Source organism: Anthropogastromicrobium aceti, from assembly GCF_020687335.1.
Lineage (GTDB): Bacteria > Bacillota > Clostridia > Lachnospirales > Lachnospiraceae > Anthropogastromicrobium > Anthropogastromicrobium aceti.
On record NZ_JAJEQN010000034.1, the window covers coordinates 14,306 to 36,534 of the forward strand.

Genomic DNA, 22,229 nt, shown 5'->3' on the forward strand with positions numbered 1-22,229 from the left:
AGTAAAAACTAGTTCGTTGACGTATGTACTGCTAAGTGGTAGGATGGTAAAGGCAGAGCCAGCAGGGACAGACAAAAGATAGCGTCCCTGTCTCTAAAAAACGAGGTTGTAGATAGATGAAAGAATTAAAAAAAGAAGATCTCCAGATCACAGAGCTGATACATCATTTTGTGCGAGAGCATGTGGAGGCTGGAGATATATGTATTGATGCGACTGCAGGCTGCGGAAATGATACTCTGTTTTTATGTGAGTTAACCGGGGCTAGAGGTGAGGTTATGGCATTTGATATTCAGCCGCAGGCTCTTGAAAAGACGGCAACACTTCTTGCTGAGCATGAGTGTATGGCAGAGCTGGTGCTTGACTCCCATTCAAACATGGCCGACTATATGTCTGAGGGAAGTGCTGCATGCATCATGTTTAATTTTGGTTATCTGCCAGGTGCAGATCATAAGATTGAGACAAAGGCACAGACAAGTATTGCGGCGATTAAGGCCGGACTTTCTATTTTACGAAAGGGCGGCATCATGACACTTTGTTTATATGATGGAAGCGATGTCCAGAGAGAGGAAAAGAAAGCTATTTTAAAAATGTTAAAGGAGCTAGACTCAAAGACATATCTTGTTATAACAAGCTGCTACTATAATCGCCCAAATAATCCGCCTATGCCTGTATTTATCCAGAAATTAGAGGGAAAAGACAGCAGTTGCATTTATGGTTTTGGATTGGTATAATGTGAGTATTCAAAGAATATTCAAATTTTGCTTGGAAAAATTAGAAAAGAGGTATGAAGAAATGAATTATAAAAAGCGCAGAGATGAAGTATTATCAAAGATGGAGAAAAATTCTGTTCTGGTCCTTTATTCAGGAGTGAGACATCATGTGAGTGCAGATGAGTATGCACCATTTGAGGCAAACAGAAACTTCTTTTATCTTACAGGCATTCGCCGCGAGAATATGATGTTAATTTTGGATAATGCGACTGAGGAGCCGACAGAGACGCTTCTTATTGAGGAGGCTGATCCAGACCGCGAGCGTTGGATGGGAAAGAAGATGACCGTCGATGAGGCAAAGGCGCAGGCACAGATCGAGAAGGTTGGCTTTATCGACACCGAGAAAGGTATCATCAACCGTATGCTAACAAGAGAGGATGTCTATACCGTATATTTTGATACTTACCGTCATGATATCGATGATCTTGAAGATTACAACATGATGAAAGCACGCGAGTTTGCACAGAAGTACCCGGGTGTGCGCGTAAAGGATTGTGCACCGATCATCGCTGAGATGAGAATGCAGAAGGACGAGGATGAGGTTTCCTTGATCCGTGAGGCAATCAAGCTTACAGATGGCGGATTAAAGAATTTGATGTCTCATTTACAGCCAGGTCAGATGGAGTATCAGGCACAGGCTGATTTTGAGTACAGCATTAAGAGAAATGGTGCTGACGGTGTTGCATTCCATACTATCGCAGGAAGTGGTATCAATGGAACGATGCTTCATTATGTAACAAATGAATGCGAGTGCAAGGATAATACATTGCTTCTTCTTGATCTGGGTGCGAAGTATAAGGGTTACTGCGCTGATATCACCAGAACCTATCCTGTAAACGGTAAATTTACTGAAAAGCAGCGTATGGTTTATGAGGTTGTGCTGGCTGCAAACCGCGCTGTTGCAAAGACAGCAAAGCCGGGTATGACGCTTCGCGAGTTAAATGATGTGTGTAAGAAGGTTCTTGCCGAGGGCTGCATTCGTATGGGTCTGATTGAGAAGGAAGAGGAGATTGGAAAATATTACATGCACGGTGTTTCTCACCATCTTGGAATTGATGTTCATGATGTAAGCGTTGCCTCCAACAGCAAGCTTCGCCCAGGTGCTGTCATTTCCGATGAGCCAGGTCTGTACATTGATGAATGGGAGATCGGAATCCGTGTTGAAGATGACCTTTTGATCACGGAAGACGGATGCGAGTGCCTGTCTGAGGACGTAATGCGCACCCCGGATGAAATTGAAGCATTCATGGCAGAGGCACACAAGTAATAACTTCTTGTTGCGAAGGGTTCTAATTTTTGATAGAATGAAATTATTCATATCCAAGGAGGCGCCAAAAGGTGAAAAAGTATAAGAAAATATTGATAGACGCTATCCTGTTTTTTGTAATTATAGGATTGACACTGTATGGTGTTTTCCATGGGGAGGATCTTTCAGGACTTAAAGATGCAATTAAAGAAAGTAATATCCTGTGGCTAATTCCAGCAGTCCCGCTTGTGTTATTTTTTATCGCTGGCGAGAGTATTGTCATATGGCATATGCTGGATTGCTACGGGATTTATGTAAAGGAACGGCTTTGTTTTCTTTTTTCAGCAGTAGGATTTTTCTTTAGCTGCGTCACACCGTCAGCGACGGGTGGACAGCCGATGCAGATTTACTTTATGAAAAAGGAAGACATTCCTGTTCCGATAGCAACGGTTATTTTGCTTGTTGTCACGATTACGTATAAGTTTGTACTTGTCGTTGTGGGCATAGGTTTGTGGCTGTTTGCAGGGGGATTTTTAGCAGAGTATGTGGCAGAAGCGAGATGGGTCTTTTATCTGGGCATTTTGTTGAATGTCGGCTGTGTGATACTTATGTGCGTAGTCGTATTTCATCCGTCATTTGCCAAAAAGACATTAATACTCGGAGCAAAGCTTCTGGAACGGATACACATTTTAAAACATAAAGAAGAACGCTTAGATAAAATAGAGCGCTCCATGAATCATTATCATGAGGCAGCCGAGTTTATGAGCAGTCATTGGGGGATGATTGCAAGAGTTTTTGTAATCACGGTTGTACAGCGATTTGCAATGTTTGCTGTAACATATTTTGTTTATCGCGCGTTTTCTTTAAACAGTATGAATTTTTTTGAGGTCATGTTTTTACAGGCTGTTATATCGGTGTCAGTTGATATGCTTCCGCTGCCAGGTGGAATGGGTATCAGTGAGGGATTGTTTATGGTGATCTTTAAAAAAGTATTTGGGGAGGCACTTTTGATTCCGGGACTGATTTTAAGCCGTGGACTTGGCTATTACAGTGAGCTGTTTTTATCAGCAATATTTACGCTTGTAGCTGTGGTAGTATTTCAGGTGCGTGAACACAAAAAAAGTAAAGTAAAATAAGAAAATCCGGACTCAGATATGCGCTTATGTTAATGGCAGTTCACAGGATGGATTATGAGGGATACAATGATAGGATTTTATGATTATACAGTAATATTGACATACATAAGCTTGGCATCATCAATCTTGGGAATGATTAGTGCCTGCTATGCAAGAATAGGCTGGGCAATCTTTTTTCTGGGTATGTCTGGTCTTCTTGATACATTTGATGGCAAGGTAGCCAGAACAAAGAAAAACAGAACAGAGGATCAGAAACGCTTTGGCATTCAGATAGACTCGCTTTGTGATATTGTCTGCTTTGGCGTCTGCCCTGTAATTATCTGTTGGTTTTCAGGAATGCAGACACCGTGGGAAGTTTCAATTTTGATTTTTTATTGTCTGGCGGGATTGATTCGTCTGGCATATTATAATGTAATGGAAGAGAAGCGTCAGCAGGAGACTGATGAAAAGAGAAAGTATTATCAGGGTCTTCCGATTACTTCTATTGCAGTCATTTTACCATTTTTGTATGCAATCTCAAATCTGTGTCAGGATAATTTTGAGATCGTGCTGAGTCTTGCGATGCTGCTTACCGGTCTTTTATTTGTACTTAATTTTAAATTTCCAAAGCCGAACAACAAACAGCTTACTGTGCTGATCATTGTTGTGGCAGCAGTTGTTCTGTACCTTCTGTTTTGCTTTAACTGGAAGGAATATTATGGCTGGAATTTATCTGATCTAATGTTCTGGAAACACAAAAAAGGATAAGACAAAATTATGAAAGAAAAAACAAGCAGACTTTTAACATTTTTATATACAACATCAGTTGGAAATAGGCTTCTTCGTATTCTTGTCAGTCCGGCCGTATCGAAGGCGGCAGGATGTGTGATGAACAGCAGATTATCTTTGATTGCTGTTTCTGGCTTTATAAAGTCACAAAATATTGATGTGTCAGAGTTTGAAAAAACAAGTTTTTCTTCCTATAATGATTTCTTTACAAGAAAGCTAAAACCAGATGCAAGATTACTGGCGCAGGGAGATGATATACTTATCAGTCCATGTGATGCAAAGCTTACGATTTTTCCAATCACGAATGATTCACGCTTTTTGATCAAACAAGGTCAGTATACAGTAAAGAGTCTGCTTCGTGATGAAAAACTGGCAAAACAGTTTGAAGGCGGTATTTTGTGGCAGCTTCGCTTAAGTGTAGATGATTATCACCGCTATATTTATCCAGTGAGCGGCAGACGTTCTCATGAGCGCACAATTAATGGTGTTTTCCATACGGTGCAGCCGATTGCGCTTGAACATTGCCCAGTATATAAGGAAAACACCAGAAAGTATTGTATTATTAAGACGAAGGAATTTGGCACGATTTTAATGATGGAAGTCGGTGCAATGATGGTTGGACGAATTACCAACCATGAAGCAGAGCCAGGTTATGTGACTCGCGGCGAGGAAAAAGGATATTTTGAATTTGGCGGCTCTACCATTATACTTCTGACGCAAAAAGGTGCTGTTCTTCCAAGAAAGAATATTTTGTACCGAAGCGCCAGGGGAGAAGAAACGCGTATAAGACAGGGAGAAAAGATAGGAAAAGTTAATAATAATCAGCGATGATTTTTTACAGCGGCAGCTTAAGGATGATAGTACTTCCTTCGCTGTCGCTTTCGCTTACATAAACTGTTCCATTATGAAGCTGTGCAATTTCGGCAACTAGTGCAAGTCCAAGACCGGCACCGCCCATTGTGCGGCTTCTTGATTTATCAACACAGAAAAAAGGTGTAAAGATTTTTTCTTGATTTTCAGGAGCAATGCCAATTCCTGTATCCTTGATGCTAATTAAGGCAAATCCATTTTCATCTGTTATATTAATGTGCACACTTCCATCGGGATGATTGTACTTGATTGCATTTTCAACAAGATTAAAAACAGCACGGTAGAGAAGAAGATAGCTTCCAGTGACGATACAGTCTGTTTCAGATTGGGAAAGCTTAATCTGCTTTTGATCAGCAATTGGTGCAAGATCACAGAGAACTTCATCAGCGAGTGCTGCAAGGCTTATTGTATCAGAGCGTTTTACACGCTGCATTCCAGTCATATCAAGCAAAATCGAAGCTAAATGGCTAAGACGGTTTGTCTGCTCAAGAATCGTGGAAAAAAGTGTCTGGTATTCTGAAACGGAAGGTTCTTTCTTTTTGGAAAATACTTCAAGATTTGTCTGCATTACAGCAAGCGGAGTTCGAAGCTCATGGGCTGCGTTGGCAGAAAACTGCTTTTGAACGTCAAATGCGTTATTCAAACGGACAAGCATCTGATTAAAGGCTTCTGTCAGCTTAGAAATTTCATCATGGCTTTCTGGAACATCAATGGAAACAGAAAGATTCTGTGCCTGAATATCAGAAATTTTTTTACTGAGGCTGCGAAGCGGAGCAAGGCTTTTACGTGTAAGAAACCAAGTTGACAGACTGCTTATTAAAATAACAACAATGGTTACAGCAAGACTTTTGATCATGAAAAGCTGCTTTGTCTGGGCAAGCTGATCATTAATTTGCGGAAACAGCATAGATGGATCAACCTGAAATGTGATAGGGGAAGAGTCATTCTGATCAATATGGATCGCGTAATCGTGCAGATCATCCATTCCAGAGACGGCAGAATGACTTATAAAAAAATACATAAAAATGCAGGCAACTGTGACAAGAAGTGTTGTCAGCGCAGTAAGACGCCATTGAAGCGTCATTTTTGCAAAGAAGGAGCGCAGAGGCGCTTTTTTTTGTGTGTGAGTCATAAGAATCCTTTCCTTATTTAAATGTTTAATCATTACAGCAGTCTGCGTTAAGCAGATATCCTTCGCCTATCTTATTTTGAATAGGATCGTATCCAAGAGCTGCGCGAAGCTTCTTTCTAAGCGATGAGATATGAACACGGATGGAATTACTGAAGCTGTTGACACTTCCGTCCCAGATATGCTCAATCAATTCTTCAGGACTGATTACCCGATCTGGATGAAGAAGAAAATATTCTAACAGGCTGCTTTCTTTTCGCGTTAGGGAAAGTGGCATATGATCAATCTGGGCAAGTCTTGTTTTTGTGTCAAATGATATGCGGCCGCAAGTCAGGCAGATATTTTCCTGAATAAATTTGCGCCGTGTGAGGCTTCGTATTCTAGCCTCAAGCTCTTCAAAATGGAAAGGTTTTGTAAGATAATCATTTGCACCAAGATCAAGTCCCTCCACCTTATCCTGAATTTGAGTTCTGGCAGAAAGGATGATAACTGGTGTGGATGAGTTTTCAGCGCGAAGCTGCTGTAAAATGGAAAGACCGTCCATTCCTGGAAGATTAAGGTCAAGCAAAATAAGATCGAATGGTTCTGTCAGACAAAGATCTAGTCCTTCATTTCCGTCCATGCAGGTGTCCACCTCGTATCCATCAAGGCGAAGTCCTTCAGCGATAGAGCTGTAAAGCTGTGCTTCATCTTCGATTACTAAAATATGCATATCTTCATTCCCCTTTCAAAAATAGTTATTTTTTTTAAAGTATATCATACGAATAATAAAATAGTTGTTAAAAAATAAAATTTCTTAACACTGATTTTATACAGCGTATGTTATAATCGCCTCAGATCAAAACAAAGAAAGGAAGGATCATAAGAAATGAGAAGAAATAGATTACATATTGGAGTATTAGTAAAGGCATATTTAGCAGCAGGTGTGATTGGAGTATCATCCTTAGGTGCATTTGCAGCACCTGTATTTGCAGCAAAGAATGATAGCAACAAGGAGACAACGACTGGAGAGGCAATCCCGGCAGGAGAGGCAGTCCCGGCAGGAGAAGCAGTCCCGGCAGGAGAAGCAGTCCCGGCAGGAGAAGCAGTCCCGGCAGGAGAAGCAGTTTCCTCCGATATGATCTCTGGAACATTTACACCATCTGAGATTTCCTGGAAGGTTCAGGATTCTTATGAGTTTCCATTCATGGGTCTGAATTTTACATTAACAGATAAGCTGTTAAAGCAGATGGAAGATGGAAAGGTTGCAATGCTGACAGATGAGAACTGGAATGAGGAAGGCGATGCAATTTCTTATGCATTATTTAGCTGGTATACAATGACAGAAGAGCAGCGTGATGCTGTCATTGAGAAAATGGGAACTGGCTATGATGACTGGGTAAAGAGTCTTGGAAAGATTGGAACTCTTGGAGTATACAGTACAGATGTGACAGATCAGTTAGATGAACTGACTGGTTGCACAGAGCACACAAAGCTTGGCGAGAGCAGTGATGGAAAATATGAGTATTATTTAAGTATTAGCAAGGATGCAGATAAGAAGCTGAAAAAGGAATTAGAAAAGACAAAGACAGAGCTGACTGACATGGCAGAATTTCAGCAGATGTCCGCATTCGATCAGCCAATCGATATGGTGCAGCAGGATGGCGATAATGTTGGAAAGTTTGAGATGACAGGTATTGATAAGAAAACTTATACTGAGGATATGTTTAGTGAGTATGATCTTACACTGGTAAATGTATTTACAACATGGTGCTCTCCATGTGTTAATGAGATTCCGGAGCTTGAGAAGCTGTATCAGGAGCTTAAGGATCAGGGCGTTGGTGTAACAGGTGTTGTATTAGATACGGCAGACAGCGAAGGCAATCAGGACGAACAGGCCATCAAAAAGGCAGAGCTTCTTCAGGAAAAGACAAAGGCTACCTATCCATTCCTGATCCCGGACAAGAATATGATGAATGGACGTCTTCAGGGCATCTCCGCATTCCCGGAAACCTTCTTTGTAGATAAAAATGGAAACATTGTAGGCGAAACATATTCTGGAAGCCATACACTTGAAGAGTGGAAGGAAATTGTGGAAAAAGAGTTAAGCGCAATCAAGGAAAATAATTGATATGAAAATAATGCAAAATAAAATGGTGTCTAGGGCGAATGCAGCCCTGGACTCCAAATGGACAGGACTTTGTCTGGCAGTGGTTGGACTGTTGATGATGGCGTTTGGTATTTTTCGCGGTGAGATGGCAGTTGTATTTACTAAGGCGATTAATATTTGTATGGAGTGTATAGGAATTGGATAAGAAAATGGCTCAGGAAAAAACAAGTAAGAAAAAAACAAATAAAGTAAGTGATGCAAAGCGCCATGGCATTCAGGCAGTGTGGGCATTTTTGACAAACAGCCATGTATCAGGCTTTGTAACAGGAAAAATTTACACGGGAAAATTAAAAAATGTCTGCGTACCTGGACTCAACTGTTATTCCTGTCCAGGAGCTGTCGGAGCCTGTCCAATAGGTTCTTTGCAGGCTGTTGTGGGCAGCTGGAATTTTAAGATGGCTTATTATGTTGTTGGCTTTTTGATTTTTATTGGAGCCATTTTTGGAAGACTGATCTGTGGCTTTTTATGTCCATTTGGACTAATACAGGATCTGTTAAATAAAATTCCTTTTCCGAAAAAAATTCGTACCTTTAAGGGAGATAAGCTGCTTCGCAAGCTGAAATATGTAATATTTGCTGTGTTTGTTATTTTGCTTCCTATGTTTTTAGTTGACATTATGGGACAGGGCTCACCATATTTTTGCAAGCTTATATGTCCAGCTGGAACGCTTGAGGGCGGTATACCGCTTGCACTGTTAAATAAATCAATGCGCAGTGCACTTGGTGCTCTGTATGTTTGGAAGAATGCGATTTTGGTTGTAACAATCATTCTCTCAATTATAATTTACAGACCATTCTGCAAATATATTTGTCCGCTTGGAGCATTTTATTCCGTTTTCAACAAAGTATCTTTTTTCAAATATCGTGTCAACAAAGAAAAATGTGTTGGCTGTGGAAAATGCGCAAAGGTTTGTCGTATGCAGGTAGATCCTGTTGTAAACGCAAACAGCCTAGAGTGCATTCGCTGTGGACGCTGTAAGCAGGCTTGTCCAACAGGAGCCATTAGTTGTGGTGTAAGTAGGGAAAAAAATAATATATAAAATTAGAATAACTTTACATCTGGCAAGGCGAAAAAAGCCTTGCCTTTTTTTGTGAAAAAGCGTAAAGTGAACCTTGTAACATTGAGAATGAATCTGGTGCTAGAAAAAATTTGACGAGAGAAAAAGGAGAGAAAAAGCGATGAAGATTCCATTTGACGTGAAGATGTTAACAAGTGGGGCATCCCTTTTAGAGCAGGAGAAAGATAGTGCTTTATTGAAGCTGTCAAAGGATGGAGCGGGTATTGTACTGCCGTGGGATGTAATGAAAAATGAGCGCTACTTTATGTTTCAGATTGAGACACTTGAGGAACATTGTGATGCTTTCAATGTGTATGTGTATGGCAAGGATGATGAGCCAACGATGACGATTCGTTTTGGCATTCTTCCGCAGATTACAACACAGATTTGTTTGGATAAGGAGTGGTTTAAAGCAGGTGTGCTGTTTCCAGAGGCACTTCCGGGGGAGCTTAAGATTGTCTGCCATGGTGGACGAATTGTGCCAGAAGAAATTACACGTATTGAGATGAAGACTATTCCAGTATTTCATGATATTACCGTGCGTATCAGCAACATGGCATTAACAGATACATATCCGGAAAATGTGCAGCTTTTGGATGTTAAGCTTGTCGATAGTCTTGGACAGAATAAGCAAAAGGAATGGTCAGGCAAGACAAAGGATATAGAGTCGTTAAAGAGCATTCTTGAAAAACAAGTTAAGGACGGCGAAGAAGGCTATCCATTTGAAAATTGGTCAAAATGGGGCGGCTGGAAAAATAAAAAGCTGGCCAAGGGCACAGGCTTTTTTACAAAATATAAGGCAGATGGCAAGTGGTGGCTTGCAGATCCAGACGGTTATGCGTTTTTTAGTGCAGGACCAGACTGCGTGAATGTGCCAGTGGACTGTCGTGTTGATGGAATTGAAAAATGGCTGGATTGGCTGCCAGATGAGAAAGAACCGGCATATGCAGAAATGTTTTCACCAGACCGCGTATTTAAGGATAGAAAAAGAAATGCAAAGATGTTCTCCTATGCAGGTGCCAATTTATATCGTGTGTTTGGTGAAGACTGGTATCAGACCTGGAAGAAGATGATGGCAGGACAGCTGATGCAGATGGGCATGAATACGCTTGGCAACTGGAGTGATCAGCGCCTTTTTGAAAATACACCGATACCATATGTAACTTCACTTCCAGAATTTCCGGAGACAAAAAAGAAAATTTTCCGTGATTTTCCAGATGTATTAAGTGATGAGTATAAAGAAAACGCGAAAAATAATGCAAAGGCACTCGCAGCAAGGAAGGACGATCAGATGATGATCGGTTATTTCCTTAGAAATGAGCCAAGCTGGGCATTTGTGGATAATTTGGTGCTGGCAGACGAGGTACTCTATAATCCGGAGCGCACAGTATGTAAGGAAAAGCTGATTGCGGCTTTAAAGGAAAAATATCAGACTGTGGAGGCATTAAACACAGCATGGAACACAAAGTTTAATGACTTTGACGATCTGTATCAGCCGATTCGTGATGCATCAGCTAAATCTGAGGCTGCAAAAGAAGATCAGAAAACATTCTCAAAAGAGATGCTTCGCGCTTATGTTGAGATTCCGTCAAAAGCATGTCGAGAAGTCGATCCAAATCATATGATTCTTGGTATGAGATGGGCATGGATTTCCGATCCAGATCTTGCAACGGGATGGGAGAATTTTGATGTATTTTCCATTAACTGTTATGCAGTCGATCCAACAGAAGCAATCTCGCATGTGGTAGAGCTTGGTGTAGATCTGCCTGTTATGATTGGCGAATTTCATTTTGGAGCACTAGATACAGGTTTATCAGCAACAGGACTTGAGGGTGTACTGACACAAAAAGATCGTGGAAAAGCCTACCGCTATTATTGCGAGCGTGTAGCAGCTCATCCAAATGGTGTTGGCTGCCACTATTTCCAGTGCTATGATCAGTTTGTTCTTGGTCGTTTTGACGGAGAAAATTATAACATTGGATTGTTTGACATCTGCTCACGTCCATATCAGGATATGGCGTCTTATGTAAAGCAGTGCAGCGAAGCCATGTATGAGATTGCGGATGGCACAAAGGTGCCTACAGATGAAAAGGCAGAAAGTATTCCGATGATTGCGTATTAAATTTGCAATTGTTTTTCATTAAATTTTTGTTAGGCATATGGCATATATGGAAAGGAAATAGTATTATGAATAAATTGATGAAATCCGAATGGAGAGACCGCATCAGTCATTGGGTGCGCACACTTAAAGATGATTTTTATCAGCCACTTGGTGAGATTCAATGGGAGGCATTTCGCACAAATGAACAGCTCTCACTTGGTGAGGCAAAAAAAGAGCAGTTTGTTTCGGTAAAGCCAGGTTTTACTTGGGGAAATACATATGAATATTGTTGGATGAAGGGACACATTCAGCTAAGTGAGGAAGCTAATGGCAAACGTATTGTGATGAATTTGAAGCCAGATGGTGAGGCAACACTGTTTGTAAATGATAAGGCTTTTGGTACATACCGTGCGTCTTGGGTTAATGAGCCGCATCATTATATTGTAGACAATGTGTTAAGTCGCTGTGCAAAGGGAGACGAGCAGTTTGATATCATGATGGAGGTCTATGCTGGTCATTATTATCCAGAGGCACCGACAGGAGGATGTGCGACAGGTCCAGTGCTTCCGGGATCCTATACAGACCCATTAGAAGAGGGAAAGAGACGTACATTAGGACGCTGCACTTACGGAATTTGGAATGAAGATGCTTACCAACTTTTTATGGATGTAGATACACTTGGACGTTTACTTGAAGTGCTTGACAAGACAAGCCTTAGAACGGCAAAAATAGCAAAGGCATTGGAACAGTTTACATTGATTGTTGATTTTGAGCAGGAACGGGATGCCAGAATTGAGTCCTATAAAAAAGCGCGTGAAGCTTTAAAGCCAGTGCTAGAGGCCGAGAATGGTTCGACAATGCCAGTCTTTTATGCAGTGGGAAATGCTCATTTGGATCTGGCTTGGCTGTGGCCGATTGCGGAAACAGGTCGTAAAACCGCGCGTACATTTGCAGCACAGCTTCGTCTAATTGAGGAATATCCAGAATATAAATTTATTCAGAGCCAGCCAGCCGAGTATGAGATGTGCCGCAAACTGTATCCGGAACTTTTTGAGCGAATCAAGGCGGCTGTCAAAAAAGGACAGTGGATTGCAGAGGGTGCTATGTGGGTGGAACCTGACACGAATATGGCAAGTGGTGAGGCACTGATTCGCCAACTGCTGTATGGAAAGCAGTATTATAAGGAAGTATTTGATGTAGACAGTGAAGTGCTGTGGCTTCCAGATACGTTTGGATACACAGGGGCATTGCCACAGATTTTAAAGGGATGCAAGGTCAACTATCTGGTAACACAGAAGATCTTTTGGTCATATAACGAGGGTGAGCAGTTCCCATATCATTATTTTAACTGGGAAGGCATAGACGGAAGTAGGATTGTGTCATTTCTTCCGACAAGCTATACTTATAAGACTAATCCTAAGCAGCTTGACGAAGTGTGGAAAAACAGAAGTCAGCTTCAGGATCTGGATGCCTTTTTGCTGCCGTTTGGTTATGGTGATGGCGGCGGTGGTCCAACAAGAGACGATATTGAGTATGCAAGAAGAGAACAAAATCTGGAGGGCGCACCGAGAGTTGAGCTGTCTGATCCGAAGAGCTTTTTCAAAAAAATGGACGAAGCGGGCGGACCAGTCAATACTTATGTAGGTGAGCTGTATTTTAATGCACACAGAGGAACCTACACCTCTCAGGCAAAAGTAAAGCAAAATAATAGACGTGCTGAGTTTGCACTTCGCGAGATGGAGATGTGGGGAGCATTTGGTCTTTGTAAGGGAAATGTATATGACAGTGAGAAGGCTGATGCTCTCTGGAAGGAATTATTGTTAAATCAGTTTCACGATATTCTTCCAGGCTCCTCGATTGGAAGAGTTTACGAGGAAGCAAGGAAAGCTGTTGGCGGTGTAATTGAGACAGCAAATAAACAGGCAGATATATATATGAGTCAGCTTGTAACAAAAGAAAATGAAAATGAAAATGATGTGACGCTCTTTAACTCATTTGGTTTTGAGAGAAAGACAGTGGTAGAGCTTCCAGAAGCATTTGCAGACGGTGCAAAAACCTTTGAAGGAGAGGAAGTTTTTGTTGAGAAGACACCGTTTGGCGTTAAGGCATGGGTAACAATCCCACCGTGCGGAGCTGTTACACTTGTTCCATACAAGAAGAAAGATGTGGAGCAAAAGGCTGTGTCAGCAGAAAAGACCACGGACGGCATTGTGCTTGAAAATTCACAGGTACGCGTCAAGATAAACAAAAAAGGCGAGGTGACAAGCTTTGTCCTAAAGGAATCAGGACGTGAGTTTGCAGCAGATGCCTTGAATTGTTTCCATTTTTATAAGGATGTACCACGCATGTTTGATGCATGGGATATCGACTCAAATTATAGGGAGCAGGAGCTTGAAGGAGCATTTGATGTGTGTACTGAGCTTATGGCAGATGGAATAGAAGCAGTCATTAAAGTTACAGGAAAGATTGGAAATTCTTCATATACACAGTATATTCGTCTGGCAAAGGATAGCAGACGTCTCGAATTTGATACAACGATTGACTGGAAAGAGCTACATCGCCTGCTAAAGACTTCATTTCCAGTAGCGGTTTATGCAGAAAATGGAATCAATGAGATGCAGTTTGGCTATGTAATGCGCCCAACTCATCGTTCAAGAGAATACGAAAAAGATCGTTTTGAGGTATGCAATCACAGATACAGTGCGCTGTGCGATGCGTCTCACGGTGCAGCCGTATTAAATGACTGCAAGTATGGAATCAGCATGAATCAAAATGCGTTAGAACTAACTCTTCTTCGTGCAGCAGCAGCGCCAGAAATGCGTGCAGATAATCAGGTTCATCATTTTACATACGCGTTTACTGCTTGGGAAGGTGATTTTGCCGGATGTGATGTGGTAAAGCAGGGCTATGAACTAAATGAAAAGCCAAGACTGGTGCCGGGATGTGTGCCGACATTTAGCATGGCTTCTGTAAAGAGCGGCACAGTTGTCTTAGATACTATAAAGCCGGCATTAGACAGAAGCGGTGATCTGATACTTCGTTTGTATGAGTCCAAAAAGGCAGCGGGAAAAGCACAGATTTTGCTGAATGTTGATGCAAAGAAGGCTTGGCTTTGTGATATGCTGGAAAATAAAGAGCAGGAGATAGTAATAAAAGACGGCATGTTAGAGCTTGAGTTTGGTGCATTTCAGATTCAAACGATTCGTCTGTCGATTGAGGAAGCTATGGCATAAAAGAGCCTGCAAATGAAAAGGCAGAAAGCATTCCGATGATTGCGTATTAAATGCGTTTTTATGAGGTGGATAAAGGGGGCAGGAAACTGCCCCTTTTGTGTAATAAAAGACATTGTATAATTCTTATATCAAGTAACTGCATAAGTGTATCAGAAAGGAAATAGTGAATAAAATTATTGTGGAAGGAAGAGGCTGAGGAAAAATATGGTAGATGAATTTTTTTTAAAATCATTGATTCAAATTACGCATGGGGAAATTAGACTGATTGATAAAGAAAGAGACATTCGTAGAATAGGACAGACAAAGGAAGAAGAAGATCCATTTTTTACGGATGAAATTTTTTTTAATGATGTGCTTGAACGAAGACCAGAAGCATCAATTGACATTTTCTGGGAAGATGACGTTTATTATGCAAGGGTTCGCCGAAAAGGAATACAAGGCTGGATTCTTGCAGGACCAGTGCAGACAGTTGTTGGTGCAGCACCTGCACTTAAAATAGCTCAAAAGCATAAAATCGAAGCTGCATCGTATCGTCTTCCATATTGTGAATTAAAAACATTCTTGGAAGCAATGAAGTTACTTCTTTATGAGGAAACAGGTGAAAAAGTTTGTTTGAGTGAGTTGTATACAAAACAACAGCCTGAGCCAGAACAACAAAAATTTTTTGAAAAAAAACGCTGGATGGAAAAAGGCGGACATTTGCACAATCCTTATCAGCATGAGCAAAAGAAGCTTGGAAGTATTCGAGCTGGAAATTTAAAGCTATTGGAAGAATGTCAAAATGAGGTATGGCCAGGTGAAATTGGTCAACTCGCAGATAATCCGCTGCGTCAAGAGAAAAATCTTTCAATTGTTGTAATTTCCATTGCATGCAGAGCAGCAATTGATGGTGGTGTTGCACCTCAGAAGGCATTTTCAATGTCAGATGTGTTTATTAGTAACATTGAAAGAATGACTCAGGTATTGCCAATTCAGGCAGCAGTTGTTGAATATGAACGAGAATTTGCACGAGCTGTTGAACAGGTCAAGCATGATAGCGAGCATAATCGTTATGTGGAGCGGGCGAAGGAATATGTTGCAGAACATATAGATGAATCAATTAGAGTAGTACAAATTGGAGAAGCACTTGGAATTAATGAAAATTATCTGACAGGACTCTTTCATAAATACGAGGGAATTACGTTGCAGCACTATATACGAAAAGAAAAGGTTCGCCAAGCAAAAGAACTATTGTTATATTCATCGTATTCCTGCAGCGAAATTGCAGCTCTTCTATGTTTTTCAACGCAAAGTCATTTTTCGAGTGCTTTTAAGCGTGAGGTAGGAATGACACCTGCGAAGTATCGAGAATCAAAAATACAAAGAGGGTAAGATATTAAAAAACGGGAATTGGTAAAAAAGTATATTTAGATAATAAAAAAATGATGCTTATGTACAAAAAGTGATATAGAATCAAGAAAATATCAGAATAATATAATAAAAATAGATAAAACAAAAGAATAAATATGAGATTTATGATAAAAAATAAGGAAAAATGATATAATGACAAAAAAGTATCTGCTATAATAAGGTCATTCAAAGTTTTCAGGAGAAGACGATTGTTAATAAACCATATGATAGCAGATATTTTTTATGCAGCAGCATAGGAAAGGCAAGGTGAAGAAAATGGATATGAAACATTCAAGAAAGAGTGGATTGACAGGACGACAGAAGAAACAGATTCGGTTAGTACTTTTGCTTCTGCCCTTCATGATTATGATAGGAATTTTTTCCTATGCACCGTTGTTTGGATGGAGTTATGCATTTGTAGAATTTACACCTGGTGTTTCAATTTTTAAATCGCAGTTTGTTGGACTGAAATATTTTAAAAAGATTTTCGAAAATTCCAAAGATTTTGTGACAGTAATGAGAAACACACTGAGTATTTCATTTTTGAACATTTGCTGTTCCGTGCTTCCAGCTATTTTTGCAATTGCAATTTCACAGCTTAAGAATAAGCGATATGCAAAGCTTGTACAGACAGGAACTTCAATTCCAAACTTTATTTCCTGGGTTCTTGTATACTCCATTGTGTTTATGCTTCTTTCATCAGAAGATAGCGCATTAAATATTATTCTGATGGGACTTGGCATTATAAAGAAGCCACTTAATGTGCTGACAAATGAAAAACATGCATGGGCAACACAGGTTGCTATCGGTGTATGGAAATCACTGGGTTACAATGCAATTATTTATCTGTCTGCGATTACATCAATTGATCAGGAGTTATACCAAGCAGCAGAGGTGGATGGTGCTAATACATGGCAAAAAATTATTCATGTAACTGTTCCTGGTTTACTCTCTACATTTTTTGTTTTACTATTACTTGCAATTTCTAATATGATGTCAAATGGATTCGAGCAGTTCTGGCTGCTTGGAAATGGTATGACGTGGGATAAGCTGGAAGTATTTGATACATATGTATATCGTATGGGTATCAAAAATATGGAATACTCATTGGCAACTGCAATGGGCATTTTCAAATCTATTGTAAGTATTATCCTTTTGACATTTGCAAACTGGGCATCTAAAAAGCTGAGAGGCGATTCTATATTCTAAGTAAAAGTTTGAAAAGAAGGTTTTCTCAGAAAGGAGATTGTAAGAATTATGAAAAAGAAAAATAAGATAACAATTGCAGGCACAATCAACACGGTATTGCTTGGATTGATTACATTTATTTGCGTATATCCGTTATGGTATATTTTTATTAACTCGTTCTCTTCTCCGGGAGCAGTGAACTTAGGTGTATATTTGCTTCCGAAGGAGTTTACAACAGAAGCCTATACAGAGATGCTTCAGATTCCAGGACTTAAATCTAGCATATGGATAGCGTTTGCGAGGACGATATTTGGTACACTTTTAACATGTTTTTTCTGTAGCTTTGCAGCATATATTCTTGCTAATAGAGATCTTCCGTGCAAAAAGTTTTTGTACCGTTTCTTTATCGTTACAATGTATGTAAATGCAGGATTTATACCGTACTATTTATTGATCAGCAATATAGGACTGAAAAATAATTTTTTAGTATATATTCTTCCATCGGCAGTTCAGGCATATTTTATTATTTTAGTAAAGACTTATATTGAGTCTATTCCAGGGGAACTGATTGAGTCAGCAGAGATCGATGGAGCTGGATTAGTAAAAATTTACTTCAAGCTTATTATTCCACTTGCAAAGCCGATTCTGGCATGCATTATTGTGTTTGCAGCTGTAAATCAGTGGAATGCATGGGCAGATGATATGTATTTTATGCAGGGAAGAAAATCTGCAACGTTACATTGTCTGCAGTATTTGCTGTATACGAAATTACAGTCAAATGTAGTATCTTCCACAGCAGGAGCGGCAGCGGGAGCAGCAATTAAAGTATCATCGACAACGCTGCGTATGGCAATGAGCTTTATTACGGTAGTTCCAATACTTTGTGTTTATCCGTTCATGCAGCGCTTTTTTACAAAGGGAATTATGCTTGGTGCAGTAAAAGGTTGAGAAATGTTATTTTATGTTAGTTATGATTGCAATCGTGCAAACGTATGGTACGAATGTAGTCTGGCAGTAATAAAAAAGAAAAAGGAAGGAGATATTTATGAAAAAAACAGTAGCAAGAAAGGCATTTGCAGCAGCGTCCGCACTTATTATGTGTGGTAATACAATGGCATTTGCAGGAGAGAGCACGGGCAGCACAACAACACCTCAATTCGAGGATAGAGTGGCACTTGATGTAGTGGCATTCGTAGGATCAGGTGAACTTGATGGACTTCGTTCTGATCCAGTCAGCAAGTATATTGAAGATAATTTGAATATTGATCTGTACCTGACTGCTGTTACAGAGGCAGATTGGCCGACACAGCTGTCAGCTATGTTAGCAGATAATGATTTACCAGATGTTTTCTTATTATCGGACCCAACAAAACAGCTTCCGATGCTTCTTGAGTCTGCATCTGTATTGAATTTGGAGCCTTATCTGGAAGAATATGCACCAAATACCATGAATGACCCAGCAGGACAGCTGATGGTAACAGCAGAGCGTATGCCGGCAAACAGTCCAGATGGAAACATGTACCTTTGGGGAATGTGTAAAGGTTCTTGGGATGATGGCACAGTTCCAACATGCGGTCACTATTTGAGATGGGATCTGTATAAGGAAGCGGGCTATCCAAAGCTGGAAAATTATGATGATGATCTGTTAGATGTTCTTGAGCAGATGGTGGCATTAGAGCCAGAAACAGCAGATGGGCAGAAAACTTACGGATGCGGTGCATGGTTTGGTGCAGGTCAGGGATGGGGTGAATGGGTATTTACCTTTGGTCTTGGACCGCAGGAAGGCGTAAATTTGATAGAAACAACTGGTCGTGTACTTGGTGTTTCTACAGTTGATTCTACACCACTTGAAACAAATCAGTTAACCGATCCTGAAAGTGTATTCTGGCGTGCAGTTCGTTTTTATAATAAGGCAAACCAGAGAGGTTTGTTAGATCCAGATTCCTTTACACAGACATCTGATGTTTACTCGGAAAATCTGAAGGCTGGAAAGTATATGTTTAATGTACCAGGTTGGATGTCTAATGACGCAAACACAGAGTTTAACAAGGCAGAAGGAAATGAGAAAACATTTATTTCAATGCCAAGTTTGACTGCAGATGCAGAAGATCGTTTTGGAAATATGTATAGAGGTGAGAGACAGTATGTTGTCAACGCAAATACTGAAAATCCAGAGCGCTGTGTAGCATTGCTTGACTTTGTATCTACATATGAATTTTCCAGAATTGCATGGAATGGCTTAGAAGGTGGTATGTGGAATATGGAAGATGGTGAGCCAGTACCGACGGATGAGTACCTGAAAGTAACAAAGGATGATGCTCTTGGCGTAGAGACTGGTATTAATGTATACCATCATTTCTGTGGATTTGGAAACGGAACAATTCAGCCAGATGGCTACACCACTGATCTGTATCAGTTCTCAACAAAGGCTATGGAAGCAAAGATGAATGATACCATTAAGGATTTCATTGATCATTATGGTGCAGAGTCTCAGGTGGATGTATATCGTCAGGAAACACCTGTTACTGATTCTATGAATTACATTTCATTTAGTGATCCAGAAGGTGAGGTTGCTTCTTGGGTAAACGAAATCAATGCATACATGGGTAAGAATGTATTTAAGTGCGTAGCATGTGAGTCTGATGAGGAATTTGAGGCAATGCGTGACAGCATGATTGAAGAGCTGAAGGCAAGCTATCATGTTGATGAGGTATTTGATTACTTCTATCAGGATGCTTTGGCTCAGGCAGAAGATGTTGCAACACTTGTTGAAATGAATAATGCAATCAAAAAATAAGCTTAAATGAAAGTGTTATTTACAAGTTAAAAAGACATAACCCTAAATAACACCCGGAATATATTGTATAGCAGCAATATATTCCGGGTATTTTAATGACGTATAGTGTTATCCTCTTGGATCTTTTGCAAAGCTAGGAATTTCTACACAGGGCTGTTTATAGACCCAGCCTTTGGCAGGGCCTCCCGCTGCATGAAACCAGTTCCCTGTAACTTCGTTTACGACATGAAGTCCATTTTTATCTTCTTCCATTTCAAATAAAAGAATACGTTTCTTTGGGTGATCATTTGGGCAGTGGCATGCCATCATTAGCTGACCGCCAAAGGTATAAAACAGCATTGCATGACCGCCATCAAGTGCATACAGTGGTTCTGATTCCTGATCCCATGGCCCCAGAATATCACCAAAACGGCTTGTCGCGTAGCCTACAGCATATGCGCCTTTTTCTGTAAAGCTAGACCAAAGCATAATAAGTTTTCCGCCAGGAAGGCGATGCAAAAATGGTCCGTCTGTCACATATCCGCCTTCTTTTGCGCCTTTAGCATTCCATTTGCCATCGGATGCTCTAAATAAAATGACAGGATCACCAATTGCTTCTCCCAGATCATCAGACATTGGTATGGCACAAATTTGACCATCACCAACCTGAAGCCACTCATGACAAAATACCATCCATGGCTTGCCTGATCGGTCAACGTATAATGTTCCATCAAGACTCTGCCATCCATCTGGTGTAACAGCTTCTTGACGAATGGGTTCAAATGGTCCTTTTGGTGAATCTGATACTAAGCACTGACATTTGCGGTAATGACCGTCTGCACGAAATGAGCTGAACAGATAATAGCGTCCTTTCCAGATATGAACCTCTGGTGCCCAATAATCCTTATCTGCCCAGAAATTATTTTGACGAAAACAAATCTGTGGCTTTGACCAGTGAATCAAATCCTTACTTTCAAGTACATAAAATACACCGTGTTCTTTGTCAGTTTCCACATCTGGGAAACGTTCTGTATCTGCAAACTGTACATAAGTGTAGTAGCAGCGGCTTTTTGGATCTGCCAGAATAAATGGGTCGCTGATATGGACATCTCTCACATGGTAAGGATACTGTTCCAGATCAACTGTGTCGTCAGTACAATAAAAACGCATGTTGTTCCCTCCTTAAAAATGATATCTTTGCTATTTTTTGTAGATAAAAATAGCTTCCTTTACTGTACACCATACCACATCGCTCATCAAAAAACGATGTCAAATTTTATATTCTTTTTGTGTTTTTTTGACGAGCAAAAAATAATATAAAAACCCTACCACTTTTTTACATTTTGAGCGATAATGGAAGTGACAAAAATTAAAACTGGGAGACAGAAAAATATGGAAGCAGAAAAATTAATAGAAGCACTTCACACGGTAGAGAAATTAAAAAGAACGATGCGTCATTGCTACACATCAGATGACAGGAAGGAAAGTGTAGCAGAGCATTGCTGGAGAGTGGCACTGATGGCATATTGGATGGAAGATGAATTTCCAGAAGTGGATATTAATAAAGTAATCAAGATGTGTCTTATTCATGATTTGGGTGAATGTTTTACAGGTGATATTCCGTGTTTTAAAAAGACAGAGGCCGATGAAGAAACAGAGGAAAATCTACTTTATCAGTGGGTAGCGACACTTCCAGAGCCAATTAACGATAAGATGCGGACACTTTATCAGGAGATGAGCGAGCTAAAAACATTAGAGGCAAAGATCTACAAGGCACTCGACAACATGGAGGGAGCACTATCTCATAACGAGTCAGATCTTAAGACCTGGGAGCCGCATGAGTATGAGCTGACAAAGAATTATGGAATTGACAAGTCGCAGTTTCATCCATATATCAAACATCTGCGCGAATGTATCCGGCAGGAAACTGTGGATAAGATTATCGCGGCAGGAAGAAATATTACGCTGGCAGAAGAATCCGACAAAGATGAACTTCTAAAGCTGTATCGCTCAATGATAGGCGGAGCAGCAGACTGGAATGAATATTATCCTTCCATGGAAAATATTGAGTTTGATATTGCACATGACAGCCTGTTTGTCATGAAAAATCAAAAGGGAGAAATCATTTCGGCCATTTCAATTGATCACGACGAAGAAGTGGATAACCTTGATTGTTGGAGCAAGGATTTTCAGCCGTCAGCAGAGGTGGCACGCGTGTGTGTCAGAAAAGATTTGCAGGGACAGGGCATTGCAAAAATGATGATGGAACACGTATTTGCCGTGCTTCGTGAGCAGAACAAAAAGAGTGTTCATATACTTGTGCGTGATAATCATAAAGTGGTGAATTGGTAAATTGACTTCCAGTTTGCAAAAGTAAATACCTGTTCTTAAAAGTTCTTGCAAGACTAAATTCCGG

18 protein-coding genes are annotated in these 22,229 nt (G+C 40.4%); 15 read left to right on the plus strand and 3 right to left on the minus strand.

Features of this window, described 5'->3' with window-relative positions; genetic code table 11:
* Window positions 1-116: 116 nt before the first annotated feature.
* The 5 genes from LKD48_RS12260 to LKD48_RS12280 all read left to right on the plus strand — a co-directional run bounded on the left by LKD48_RS12260 (window position 117) and on the right by LKD48_RS12280 (window position 4,751).
* Window positions 117-731, plus strand: coding sequence for a tRNA 5-(aminomethyl)-2-thiouridylate-methyltransferase MnmM (locus LKD48_RS12260; RefSeq protein WP_066557317.1), 615 nt, complete (start codon window positions 117-119; stop codon window positions 729-731).
* A 61-nt stretch (window positions 732-792) separates the two neighbouring features.
* A complete protein-coding gene (locus LKD48_RS12265) occupies window positions 793-2,037 on the plus strand; it encodes an aminopeptidase P N-terminal domain-containing protein (protein ID WP_227100769.1) in 1,245 nt (414 codons plus the stop codon).
* 71 nt (window positions 2,038-2,108) lie between these two features.
* Window positions 2,109-3,152: a lysylphosphatidylglycerol synthase transmembrane domain-containing protein gene (locus tag LKD48_RS12270; RefSeq protein ID WP_308732127.1), complete on the plus strand. Its 1,044-nt coding sequence runs from the start codon at window positions 2,109-2,111 to the stop codon at window positions 3,150-3,152.
* Between the two features lie 66 nt (window positions 3,153-3,218).
* On the plus strand, window positions 3,219-3,899 hold the full coding sequence (locus LKD48_RS12275; protein ID WP_066557309.1) for a CDP-alcohol phosphatidyltransferase family protein: 681 nt from the start codon (window positions 3,219-3,221) through the stop codon (window positions 3,897-3,899).
* Between the two features lie 9 nt (window positions 3,900-3,908).
* Complete coding sequence (locus LKD48_RS12280; RefSeq protein WP_308732129.1) at window positions 3,909-4,751, plus strand: phosphatidylserine decarboxylase; 843 nt, start codon at window positions 3,909-3,911, stop codon at window positions 4,749-4,751.
* 4 nt (window positions 4,752-4,755) lie between these two features.
* Here the strand turns inward: LKD48_RS12280 and LKD48_RS12285 are convergent, their stop codons facing one another.
* Together LKD48_RS12285 and LKD48_RS12290 are read right to left on the minus strand one after the other, a co-directional pair.
* Entirely contained in the window at window positions 4,756-5,922 is a 1,167-nt protein-coding gene (locus LKD48_RS12285) for a sensor histidine kinase (RefSeq protein WP_308732130.1), read from the minus strand.
* A 25-nt stretch (window positions 5,923-5,947) separates the two neighbouring features.
* Complete coding sequence (locus LKD48_RS12290; RefSeq protein ID WP_308732131.1) at window positions 5,948-6,631, minus strand: response regulator transcription factor; 684 nt, start codon at window positions 6,629-6,631, stop codon at window positions 5,948-5,950.
* Between the two features lie 156 nt (window positions 6,632-6,787).
* On the opposite strand from LKD48_RS12290, the gene LKD48_RS12295 reads away from it, so the two are divergent.
* The 9 genes from LKD48_RS12295 (at window position 6,788) to LKD48_RS12335 (ending at window position 19,834) form a co-directional block, all read left to right on the plus strand.
* Complete coding sequence (locus LKD48_RS12295) at window positions 6,788-8,029, plus strand: TlpA family protein disulfide reductase (RefSeq protein WP_308732132.1); 1,242 nt, start codon at window positions 6,788-6,790, stop codon at window positions 8,027-8,029.
* A gap of 10 nt (window positions 8,030-8,039) precedes the next feature.
* Window positions 8,040-8,213, plus strand: a complete 174-nt coding sequence (locus tag LKD48_RS12300) for a CD1871A family CXXC motif-containing protein (RefSeq protein ID WP_262538128.1) — start codon at window positions 8,040-8,042, stop codon at window positions 8,211-8,213.
* 4 nt (window positions 8,214-8,217) lie between these two features.
* On the plus strand, window positions 8,218-9,108 hold the full coding sequence (locus tag LKD48_RS12305) for a 4Fe-4S binding protein (RefSeq protein WP_066557291.1): 891 nt from the start codon (window positions 8,218-8,220) through the stop codon (window positions 9,106-9,108).
* Between the two features lie 139 nt (window positions 9,109-9,247).
* Window positions 9,248-11,248, plus strand: a complete 2,001-nt coding sequence (locus LKD48_RS12310; RefSeq protein WP_308732133.1) for a beta-galactosidase — start codon at window positions 9,248-9,250, stop codon at window positions 11,246-11,248.
* 65 nt (window positions 11,249-11,313) lie between these two features.
* Window positions 11,314-14,460: an alpha-mannosidase gene (locus LKD48_RS12315; RefSeq protein ID WP_308732134.1), complete on the plus strand. Its 3,147-nt coding sequence runs from the start codon at window positions 11,314-11,316 to the stop codon at window positions 14,458-14,460.
* A gap of 204 nt (window positions 14,461-14,664) precedes the next feature.
* A complete protein-coding gene (locus tag LKD48_RS12320; RefSeq protein WP_227100760.1) occupies window positions 14,665-15,831 on the plus strand; it encodes a helix-turn-helix domain-containing protein in 1,167 nt (388 codons plus the stop codon).
* A 294-nt stretch (window positions 15,832-16,125) separates the two neighbouring features.
* Window positions 16,126-17,058, plus strand: coding sequence for an ABC transporter permease (locus tag LKD48_RS12325; protein ID WP_082868441.1), 933 nt, complete (start codon window positions 16,126-16,128; stop codon window positions 17,056-17,058).
* Between the two features lie 48 nt (window positions 17,059-17,106).
* Window positions 17,107-17,985, plus strand: coding sequence for a carbohydrate ABC transporter permease (locus LKD48_RS12330; RefSeq protein ID WP_227100759.1), 879 nt, complete (start codon window positions 17,107-17,109; stop codon window positions 17,983-17,985).
* Between the two features lie 97 nt (window positions 17,986-18,082).
* Window positions 18,083-19,834, plus strand: coding sequence for an extracellular solute-binding protein (locus LKD48_RS12335; protein ID WP_066557268.1), 1,752 nt, complete (start codon window positions 18,083-18,085; stop codon window positions 19,832-19,834).
* A 108-nt stretch (window positions 19,835-19,942) separates the two neighbouring features.
* On the opposite strand, the gene LKD48_RS12340 is transcribed toward LKD48_RS12335, so the two are convergent.
* Window positions 19,943-20,983, minus strand: coding sequence for a glycoside hydrolase family 43 protein (locus LKD48_RS12340; protein ID WP_308732135.1), 1,041 nt, complete (start codon window positions 20,981-20,983; stop codon window positions 19,943-19,945).
* Between the two features lie 222 nt (window positions 20,984-21,205).
* On the opposite strand from LKD48_RS12340, the gene LKD48_RS12345 reads away from it, so the two are divergent.
* Complete coding sequence (locus LKD48_RS12345) at window positions 21,206-22,165, plus strand: GNAT family N-acetyltransferase (RefSeq protein ID WP_308732136.1); 960 nt, start codon at window positions 21,206-21,208, stop codon at window positions 22,163-22,165.
* Window positions 22,166-22,229: the final 64 nt, after the last annotated feature.

Coding starts and splice junctions, on each gene's coding strand:
- LKD48_RS12260 (WP_066557317.1), top strand. CDS start 117: ATGAAAGAATTAAAAAAAGAAGATCTCCAGATCACAGAGCTGATACAT.
- LKD48_RS12265 (WP_227100769.1), top strand. CDS start 793: ATGAATTATAAAAAGCGCAGAGATGAAGTATTATCAAAGATGGAGAAA.
- LKD48_RS12275 (WP_066557309.1), top strand. CDS start 3,219: ATGATAGGATTTTATGATTATACAGTAATATTGACATACATAAGCTTG.
- LKD48_RS12280 (WP_308732129.1), top strand. CDS start 3,909: ATGAAAGAAAAAACAAGCAGACTTTTAACATTTTTATATACAACATCA.
- LKD48_RS12285 (WP_308732130.1), bottom strand. CDS start 5,922: ATGACTCACACACAAAAAAAAGCGCCTCTGCGCTCCTTCTTTGCAAAA.
- LKD48_RS12290 (WP_308732131.1), bottom strand. CDS start 6,631: ATGCATATTTTAGTAATCGAAGATGAAGCACAGCTTTACAGCTCTATC.
- LKD48_RS12295 (WP_308732132.1), top strand. CDS start 6,788: ATGAGAAGAAATAGATTACATATTGGAGTATTAGTAAAGGCATATTTA.
- LKD48_RS12300 (WP_262538128.1), top strand. CDS start 8,040: ATGCAAAATAAAATGGTGTCTAGGGCGAATGCAGCCCTGGACTCCAAA.
- LKD48_RS12305 (WP_066557291.1), top strand. CDS start 8,218: ATGGCTCAGGAAAAAACAAGTAAGAAAAAAACAAATAAAGTAAGTGAT.
- LKD48_RS12310 (WP_308732133.1), top strand. CDS start 9,248: ATGAAGATTCCATTTGACGTGAAGATGTTAACAAGTGGGGCATCCCTT.
- LKD48_RS12315 (WP_308732134.1), top strand. CDS start 11,314: ATGAATAAATTGATGAAATCCGAATGGAGAGACCGCATCAGTCATTGG.
- LKD48_RS12320 (WP_227100760.1), top strand. CDS start 14,665: ATGGTAGATGAATTTTTTTTAAAATCATTGATTCAAATTACGCATGGG.
- LKD48_RS12325 (WP_082868441.1), top strand. CDS start 16,126: ATGGATATGAAACATTCAAGAAAGAGTGGATTGACAGGACGACAGAAG.
- LKD48_RS12330 (WP_227100759.1), top strand. CDS start 17,107: ATGAAAAAGAAAAATAAGATAACAATTGCAGGCACAATCAACACGGTA.
- LKD48_RS12335 (WP_066557268.1), top strand. CDS start 18,083: ATGAAAAAAACAGTAGCAAGAAAGGCATTTGCAGCAGCGTCCGCACTT.
- LKD48_RS12340 (WP_308732135.1), bottom strand. CDS start 20,983: ATGCGTTTTTATTGTACTGACGACACAGTTGATCTGGAACAGTATCCT.
- LKD48_RS12345 (WP_308732136.1), top strand. CDS start 21,206: ATGGAAGCAGAAAAATTAATAGAAGCACTTCACACGGTAGAGAAATTA.